The 6,712-nt window shown below is 68.1% G+C and carries 8 protein-coding genes; 3 read left to right on the forward strand and 5 right to left on the reverse strand.

Annotated features, from left to right (window positions below; genetic code table 11):
* The 5 genes from paaE to paaA form a co-directional block, all read right to left on the reverse strand.
* A partial coding sequence (paaE, locus tag RUH65_RS14950) for a 1,2-phenylacetyl-CoA epoxidase subunit PaaE (RefSeq protein ID WP_313818415.1) occupies positions 1–1,097 on the reverse strand: 1,097 nt, incomplete at its 3' end.
* Positions 1,094–1,624, reverse strand: a complete 531-nt coding sequence (gene paaD / locus RUH65_RS14955; protein WP_313818416.1) for a 1,2-phenylacetyl-CoA epoxidase subunit PaaD — start codon at positions 1,622–1,624, stop codon at positions 1,094–1,096. The genes paaD and paaE, both read right to left, overlap by 4 nt.
* A 17-nt stretch (positions 1,625–1,641) precedes the next feature.
* Positions 1,642–2,529, reverse strand: coding sequence for a 1,2-phenylacetyl-CoA epoxidase subunit PaaC (gene paaC, locus RUH65_RS14960; protein WP_313818417.1), 888 nt, complete (start codon positions 2,527–2,529; stop codon positions 1,642–1,644).
* A 17-nt stretch (positions 2,530–2,546) separates the two neighbouring features.
* On the reverse strand, positions 2,547–2,918 hold the full coding sequence (paaB, locus tag RUH65_RS14965) for a 1,2-phenylacetyl-CoA epoxidase subunit PaaB (RefSeq protein ID WP_313818418.1): 372 nt from the start codon (positions 2,916–2,918) through the stop codon (positions 2,547–2,549).
* A 2-nt stretch (positions 2,919–2,920) separates the two neighbouring features.
* A complete protein-coding gene (gene paaA / locus RUH65_RS14970; protein ID WP_313818419.1) occupies positions 2,921–3,931 on the reverse strand; it encodes a 1,2-phenylacetyl-CoA epoxidase subunit PaaA in 1,011 nt (336 codons plus the stop codon).
* 232 nt (positions 3,932–4,163) lie between these two features.
* On the opposite strand from paaA, the gene paaI reads away from it, so the two are divergent.
* From paaI to RUH65_RS14985, 3 genes are all read left to right on the forward strand, one after another.
* A complete protein-coding gene (paaI, locus tag RUH65_RS14975) occupies positions 4,164–4,619 on the forward strand; it encodes a hydroxyphenylacetyl-CoA thioesterase PaaI (RefSeq protein WP_313818420.1) in 456 nt (151 codons plus the stop codon).
* Between the two features lie 85 nt (positions 4,620–4,704).
* The gene (locus RUH65_RS14980) at positions 4,705–6,024 is read left to right on the forward strand and encodes an AMP-binding protein (RefSeq protein ID WP_313818421.1); all 1,320 of its coding nucleotides are present in this window, start codon (positions 4,705–4,707) and stop codon (positions 6,022–6,024) included.
* 49 nt (positions 6,025–6,073) lie between these two features.
* On the forward strand, positions 6,074–6,688 hold the full coding sequence (locus RUH65_RS14985) for a TetR/AcrR family transcriptional regulator (protein ID WP_313818422.1): 615 nt from the start codon (positions 6,074–6,076) through the stop codon (positions 6,686–6,688).
* The last annotated feature ends 24 nt before the right edge of the window (positions 6,689–6,712 follow it).

Consider the following 6,712-nt stretch of genomic DNA (forward strand, 5'->3'; position numbering starts at 1 on the left):
TCCGGCTCCAGCGCGTAGTTCTCATCCATCTCCACGGTGCCCTCGACCACCTTGGCCCGGCACGTGCCGCACACGCCGCCCGCACAGGCGAAGGGCACGTCCTGGCGGACCCGCAGGGCGGCGTTGAGCACCGACTCGCGCTGGCCCTTGGGGGTCTTCACCTCGCCCTGCAGACCGTCCAGGGTGAAGGAGATCTGGAAATTGTCCCCGGCCTCGTCCACTTCCACGGGTCGTCCGATGTTGCCCTCCGGGCGGCCCTCCTTCGGGTCACCCGTGGTGAACAGCTCGTAGCGGACCTTGCGCGCGTCCACGTCCAAGGCCGTCAGCTCGTCCCGCACCAGCTGCACCAATTCGAACGGGCCGCAGAGGAACCACTCGTCCACCGTCTCCGGACGCATCACGGTGGACAACAGGGTGGAGAGCTTCTCGTGGTCGATCCGGCCGGAGAGCAGGGGTGAGATCCGCTGCTCTCGGGTCAGGATGTGGTGCAGGGCGAAGCGGGAGGGGTAGCGGTCCTTGAGGTCGGCCAACTCCTCCAGGAACATCACATCCATGGCGGCCCGGTTGGAGTACACCAGGTCGAAGCGGACCTGGTCATTGGACGCGAGCACCGTGCGGGCGATGGCGATGACCGGGGTGATGCCGGATCCGGCGGCCACGGCCACGAAGGAGTGCTCGGTGTCCGTGTCGATGGACTCCGGATCGTTCAGCTCGGTCATCCGGTGCTGGGAGATGAACGCGCCGGCCGGGCTCATCACGTCGATGGTGTCCCCCGCAACCAGGTGCTCGTTGGCCCAGCTGGAGAAGAATCCGCCGAGGTCCCGCTTGATGGCCACCCGGACCTCTCCGGGCCGCGGCTCGGCGCAGATCGAGTAGCTGCGGCGCACCTCATGCAGGGTGCCGTCCGCGTCCGGCAACTCCTTGCGCAGGGCCACGTATTGGCCGGGCGCGTAGTCGTAGTCGTCCACCAGCTCCTCGGGCACCGCGAAGGTGACCTCGACGGCATCGGCGGTCAGCCGGCGGACACCGGCCACCTCGAGGGAGTGGAAGGTGGCGCGGCGGCGTGCGGGGGCCGTTTCGGTGGCGGTTGCGGTCATGAGAGCACCTTGAAGTAGTCGAAGGGTTCCAGGCAGTCCCGGCAGGAGTACAGGGCCTTGCAGGAGGTGGAACCGAAGCGGGCGAGTTCGCGGGTGTTCAGCGAATGGCAGTGCGGGCACTTCACGGCCAGGCCGATGGTCACGGTGCCCCGATGGCCAGTCCCGGTGGGCGGGGCGATGCCGTACTCCTCGAGCTTGGCCTTGCCCGCATCCGTCATCCAGTCGGTAGACCACGCCGGAGACAGCACCAGGTCCACGCGGACCTGCTCATAGCCGGCCGCGGAGAACTCCTGTTCAAGGTCCTGCCGGATGGCATCCATGGCCGGACATCCCGAATAGGTCGGGGTGATGGTCACGACGACGGCGCCGTCACCGTCCTGCTCGACGTCCCGCAGGATGCCCAGGTCGGCGATGGTCAGCACCGGGATCTCGGGGTCGGTCACCCGGGCGGCGATGCGGTGGAGTCGATCACTCGCCGCGGCACGCTCGGTGGCCGTGCTGATGGCTTCTGTGGTGATGGGTGTCATGGTGGTCCTCCTGAGGTCTACCAGGTGGCGCCGGGATGCTTGCGGGCGAGCACCTGCATCTCGGCAAGGATGTACCCCAGGTGCTCGGAGTGCTCACCGCGGCGGCCGAGGCACAGGGCGGCGGGAACGTCCGGGACGGCCAGTTCAGACCGGTCGAGGATGTCCCGCAACTGCTCCTCCCACTGCGCACGCAGCGTGGACGGGCGGACGGCGATGCCCTCGAGTTCACCGTGCAGCGGCTCGTCCTGGAACAGTTCGGCGGTGTAGGGCCAGAGCTTGTCCAGGGCGCGGCGCATCCGGTGGGCCGATTCCTCGGTTCCCCGGCCGAGGCGCAGGGTCCACAACTCAGCATGCTCCAGGTGGTAGTCGACCTCCTTGAGCGCCTTGGCGGAGATGGCCGCGATGGTCTCGTCGGCCGAGTCCACCAGCCGGGCGTAGAGCTGGTGCTGGTAGAGGGCCATGAACAGACCCCGCACCATCGTCTCGGCGAAATCGCCGTTGGGCTGCTCGACCAGGTGCAGGGACGTGAAGTCCTCCTCCTCGCGGAAGTAGGCCAGGTCGTCCTCGTTCTGGCCCCAGGCCTTGCCGGCGTAACTGAGGAAGGAGCGGGCGTGGCCCAGCTGGTCGAGGGCGATGTTGCCCAGGGCCACGTCCTCCTCCAGCTCCGGCCCGCGCGAGATCCAGTGCGAGAGCCGCTGGGCGAGGATCAGGGCGTCATCGCCCAGGATGAGGGCATACCGGGCGACGGCGTCGCCAGCCGGGGCCGTCTGCTGGAGGGCGATGTCCTCGGGGCGCAGGGCGTTGCCGGGGGTGACCCGGGTGGCCGAGGCCGCGGCGTCGCCGAAGCTGTCGAGGCTGTGGTCCGGCAACTGGGCCGCCGCCTGGCCGGTCTTCTGGTCAGTCATCTGGTCGGAGGGGCCGTTCACAGGTGCTTCACCCCTTCGCTCTCCTTGTAGTAGGTGGCGTGCCGGTAGTCCTTGCCCTGGGGGGATTCGAACATCATGCCCTTGGCATCCGGGTCCGAGGTGGCGATGTCCGTGGCGCGGACCACCCAGAGGGAGACACCCTCGTTGCGCCGGGTGTAGAGATCCCGCGCGTTGCGGACCGCCATCTCCGCGTCCGGCGCGTGGAGAGAACCGGCGTGCACATGGGACAGGCCCCGCGACGAGCGCACGAAGATCTCCCAGAGCGGCCAACCGGCCGACGTCGAACTCTGCTGCCCGGACTGGCCGGACTGCTGGCCCGGATTCTCCTGGTTGTTCTGGCCGTCCTGGCCGATCACGGTGCTGCTCATGGTCATGCCACCTCTGCCTTCTGATCCTGCTGGTTCTGCTCGTCCTGCTGCTTCCGCGCGAAGGCGGCTGCGGCCTCTCGGACCCAGGCCCCGTCCTCATGGGCCTCCCGGCGACGGGCCAGGCGCTGGGAGTTACAGGGGCCACCCCCGGAGACCACCCGCTTGAACTCGTCCCAGTCCAGCTCCATGTGCAGCCACTGACCGGAGTCCTCGTCGTAACGCAGGTCCGGATCCGGCAGGCTCAGGCCGAGGACCTTGACCTGCTCGACGATCATGCCGACGAACCGCTGACGCAGGTCGTCGTTGGAGAAGCGCTTGATGTTCCACGCCATGGACTGCTGCGAGTTCGGCGAGTCGGTGTCCGAGGGGCCGAACATCATCAGCGCCGGGGCGTAGAAGCGGTTGATGGCGTCCTGGGCCATGGTCCGCTGGGCCTCGGTGCCGCGGGACAGTTCCAGCAGGATCTCGAATCCCTGGCGCTGGTGGAACGACTCCTCCTTGCACACGCGCACCATGGCCCGGCCGTAGGGGCCGTAAGAGGCACGGCACAGCGGCACCTGGTTGGCGATGGCCGCGCCGTCGACGAGCCAGCCGATCGCGCCCATGTCCGCCCACGTACGGGCGGGGTAGTTGAAGATCGAGGAGTACTTGGCGCGCCCGGTGAGCAACTGGTCGTTCAGGGTGTCCCGGTCCGTCCCCAGGGTCTCGGTGGCCGAGTACAGGTAGAGCCCATGGCCGGCCTCGTCCTGCACCTTGGCCATGAGGATGGCCTTGCGCTTGAGGCTGGGGGCGCGCGTGATCCAGTTGGCCTCCGGCTGCATCCCGATGATCTCGGAGTGGGCGTGCTGGGACATCTGCCGGGTCAGCGACTTGCGGTAGGCCTCGGGCATCCAGTCCCGGGGCTCGACGCGGGAGTCCTCGGCGATGATCGCGTCGAACCGGCGCTCACCCTCGATGTCCTCCGGTGTCCGGACGGCAGCCAGGTGCCCGCCGGAGCTCTTCTGTTCGGCCATGGTGACCACCTCATTCTCGGAATCGCCGTGTGCGGTGCGGCGGATGTCGTCTCCATCCGCGCCACAGGGGCACGGCCGGGAGCCGTCTTATTTACCGACCGTTCGTTCAGTATATAGGCATCGGCTCGCCGTTCGTCAACACGCGGCCTACGCTGACCGCGACCCGGAACTTGACCCAGGTCACAGATTGAGATTACCTAATGATCGTTCAGTAGATAATGATTGGAGCGCCATGACCACCACGGAGAAGGCCCCGCAGGCAGCGTCGCGGCTGGGAGACTGGCACGCCATCCTCCAGAACGACCCGGCCAGCGAGTGGATGGGCATCGAGGTGGAGGCGATCGCCGACGGGCACGCCGTCATCACCATGACCCTGCGCCAGGAGATGCTGAACGGCTTCGGCATCGCCCACGGGGGCATGGTGTTCGCCCTGGCAGACTCGGCCTTCGCGCTGGCATGCAATCCGGCCGAGGGATCAGACGAGACGGTCACCGTGGCCTCAGGCGTGGACATGAACTTCTTGAAGCCCGGCATCCCGGGGCGGCTGCTGACCGCGGTGGCCGACCGGCGCCAGCAGAACGGCCGCAGCGGCCTCTACGACATCCAGGTCCTCCAGTCCCTGCCGGAGGGCGGCACCGAGGTCATCGCGGAGTTCCGCGGACGGTCCCGCACCATCCCCAAGCGCTGACCAGGAGCCCGCGCCGGCGCTCGTCGCCCGCCTCAGCACCTCGCAGCAACCCCCAGCACCACCGCACACATTAAGGCTTCCGAAGATGACCGAGACCCTTTCCACCACCGACGCGACCCTCGGGCTGGATCCAGAAGAGACGATGAGCCGGGACCAGATCGAGGCATTGCAGTTGGCGCGCCTCCAGGACACGGTGGCCTACGCCTATGAGCGCGTCCCGCTCTACCGCGAGAAGTACGACGCCGCCGGGGTCCACCCCAGCGACCTGAAGGAACTCTCGGATTTGGCCAAGTTCCCCTTCACGGACAAGGAGGACCTGCGCCGGTCCTACCCCTTCGGCATGTTCGCCGTCCCGCAGGAGCAGGTCGCCCGCATCCACGCCTCCTCCGGCACCACCGGCCGCGCCACGGTGGTCGGCTACACACAGCAGGACCTGGACGACTGGGCCAAGCTGGGGGCCCGTTGCCTCCGGATCGCCGGGGTCACCCCGGGCATGAAGGTGCACAATGCCTACGGCTACGGGCTCTTCACCGGCGGCCTGGGGGCGCATGGAGCCGCTGAGCGCCTCGGCACCACGGTCATTCCGATGTCCGGCGGGCAGACGGAGAAGCAGATCACGCTGATCCAGGACTTCCAGCCGGACGCCATCCTGTGCACGCCCACGTATCTGCTGACGATCGGTGATGCCATGCAGCGCGCCGGCCTCGACCCGCGCAAGACCTCCTTGAAGGTCGGCGTGCTCGGTGCCGAACCGTGGACCGAGGAGATGCGCCACGAGTTGGAGGAGATGTTCGCCATCGACGCCTGTGACATCTACGGACTCTCCGAGGTCATGGGCCCCGGGGTCGCCGGCGAGTCCGGGCAGACGAAGGACGGCTGCCACATCTGGGAGGACCATTTCCGCCCGGAGATCGTGGACGCCTTCGATGACACCAAGGTCCTCCATGACGGCGAGCACGGCGAGATCGTGTTCACGGCACTGACCAAGCAGGCCCTGCCCATCATCCGCTACCGCACCCATGACCTGACCCGGTTGCTGCCGGGCACCGCCCGCCCGGGCCACCGGCGGATGGGGCGGATCACCGGACGCTCGGACGACATGATCATCCTGCGGGGGGTGAACCTGTTCCCCAGCCAGATCGAGGAACTCGCTCTCACCGTGGCCGGTCTGTCCCCGCACTTCCAGCTGGAGATCAGCCGTCCCGGCCGGATGGACGAGCTGGCGGTGAAGATCGAGCGCCGGGACGACTGCACCACGGACCGGGCACTGGCCGCCGCCGGGGAGTTGCAGAAGCTCATCAAGATCCATGTGGGCTCGAGCTGCCGCATCGATGTGGTGGACCCGGAGTCCCTGCCGCGGTCCGTGGGTAAGCTGAAGCGGATCCACGACCTGCGCACGCCCTGAGTCAGCAGGACCGCAGGACCATCCACCCGCGCCGATCAGGAGACCTGACATGACGACCGCTTCCGCCGTGCCGAAGTCCCCCCGGCGGGGCAGGCCCGGCTATGACCAGGACTCGGTGCTGGAGATCGCCGTCCAGGTGTTCAACCGCCACGGTTATGACGCCACCTCGATGGGGATGCTGGCCGTGGAGCTCGGGGTCAGCAAGTCGGCGATCTACCACCACGTGCCCTCGAAGGGGGACCTGCTGCGGCTGGCCCTGGACGAGGCCCTGGTACCCCTGGAGGCCATCGGGGAGGATGATCGCGCTCAGAACGGCGGCACCATTGAGCGCCTCGAGTTCGTCCTGCGCTCCACCATCCGCGTCCTGATCGACCGCCAGCCCTACGTCACGCTGCTGCTGCGCCTGCGCGGCAACACCGAGATCGAGCGTGATGCCCTGCAGCGTCGCCGCACGGTGGACCACACCATCGTGGACCTCGTGACGGCGGCCCAGGCCGAGGGCAGGGTGCGCAGCGACGTGGAGCCCCGCACCACGACCCGGTTGATGTTCGGCATGATCAACTCCCTGGTGGAGTGGTACCGCCCGGAAGGCCCGGTCTCCCCCGCACAGGTCGAGGAGAACGCGATCGCCATGATCGTGGACGGGCTGCGCGCCCGCGGCTGACCCGGCGCCCCCCACCCCGGGGGG

The organism is Citricoccus sp. (assembly GCF_032154715.1).
In the GTDB taxonomy this organism is placed as follows: Bacteria; Actinomycetota; Actinomycetes; order Actinomycetales; family Micrococcaceae; genus Citricoccus.

What these genes read in the sequence shown, in the direction of transcription:
- paaD (WP_313818416.1), bottom strand. Translation starts at nt 1,624, where the DNA reads ATGACACCCATCACCACAGAAGCCATCAGCACGGCCACCGAGCGTGCC.
- paaA (WP_313818419.1), bottom strand. Translation starts at nt 3,931, where the DNA reads ATGGCCGAACAGAAGAGCTCCGGCGGGCACCTGGCTGCCGTCCGGACA.
- RUH65_RS14985 (WP_313818422.1), top strand. Translation starts at nt 6,074, where the DNA reads ATGACGACCGCTTCCGCCGTGCCGAAGTCCCCCCGGCGGGGCAGGCCC.
- RUH65_RS14980 (WP_313818421.1), top strand. Translation starts at nt 4,705, where the DNA reads ATGACCGAGACCCTTTCCACCACCGACGCGACCCTCGGGCTGGATCCA.
- paaC (WP_313818417.1), bottom strand. Translation starts at nt 2,529, where the DNA reads ATGACTGACCAGAAGACCGGCCAGGCGGCGGCCCAGTTGCCGGACCAC.
- paaI (WP_313818420.1), top strand. Translation starts at nt 4,164, where the DNA reads ATGACCACCACGGAGAAGGCCCCGCAGGCAGCGTCGCGGCTGGGAGAC.
- paaB (WP_313818418.1), bottom strand. Translation starts at nt 2,918, where the DNA reads ATGAGCAGCACCGTGATCGGCCAGGACGGCCAGAACAACCAGGAGAAT.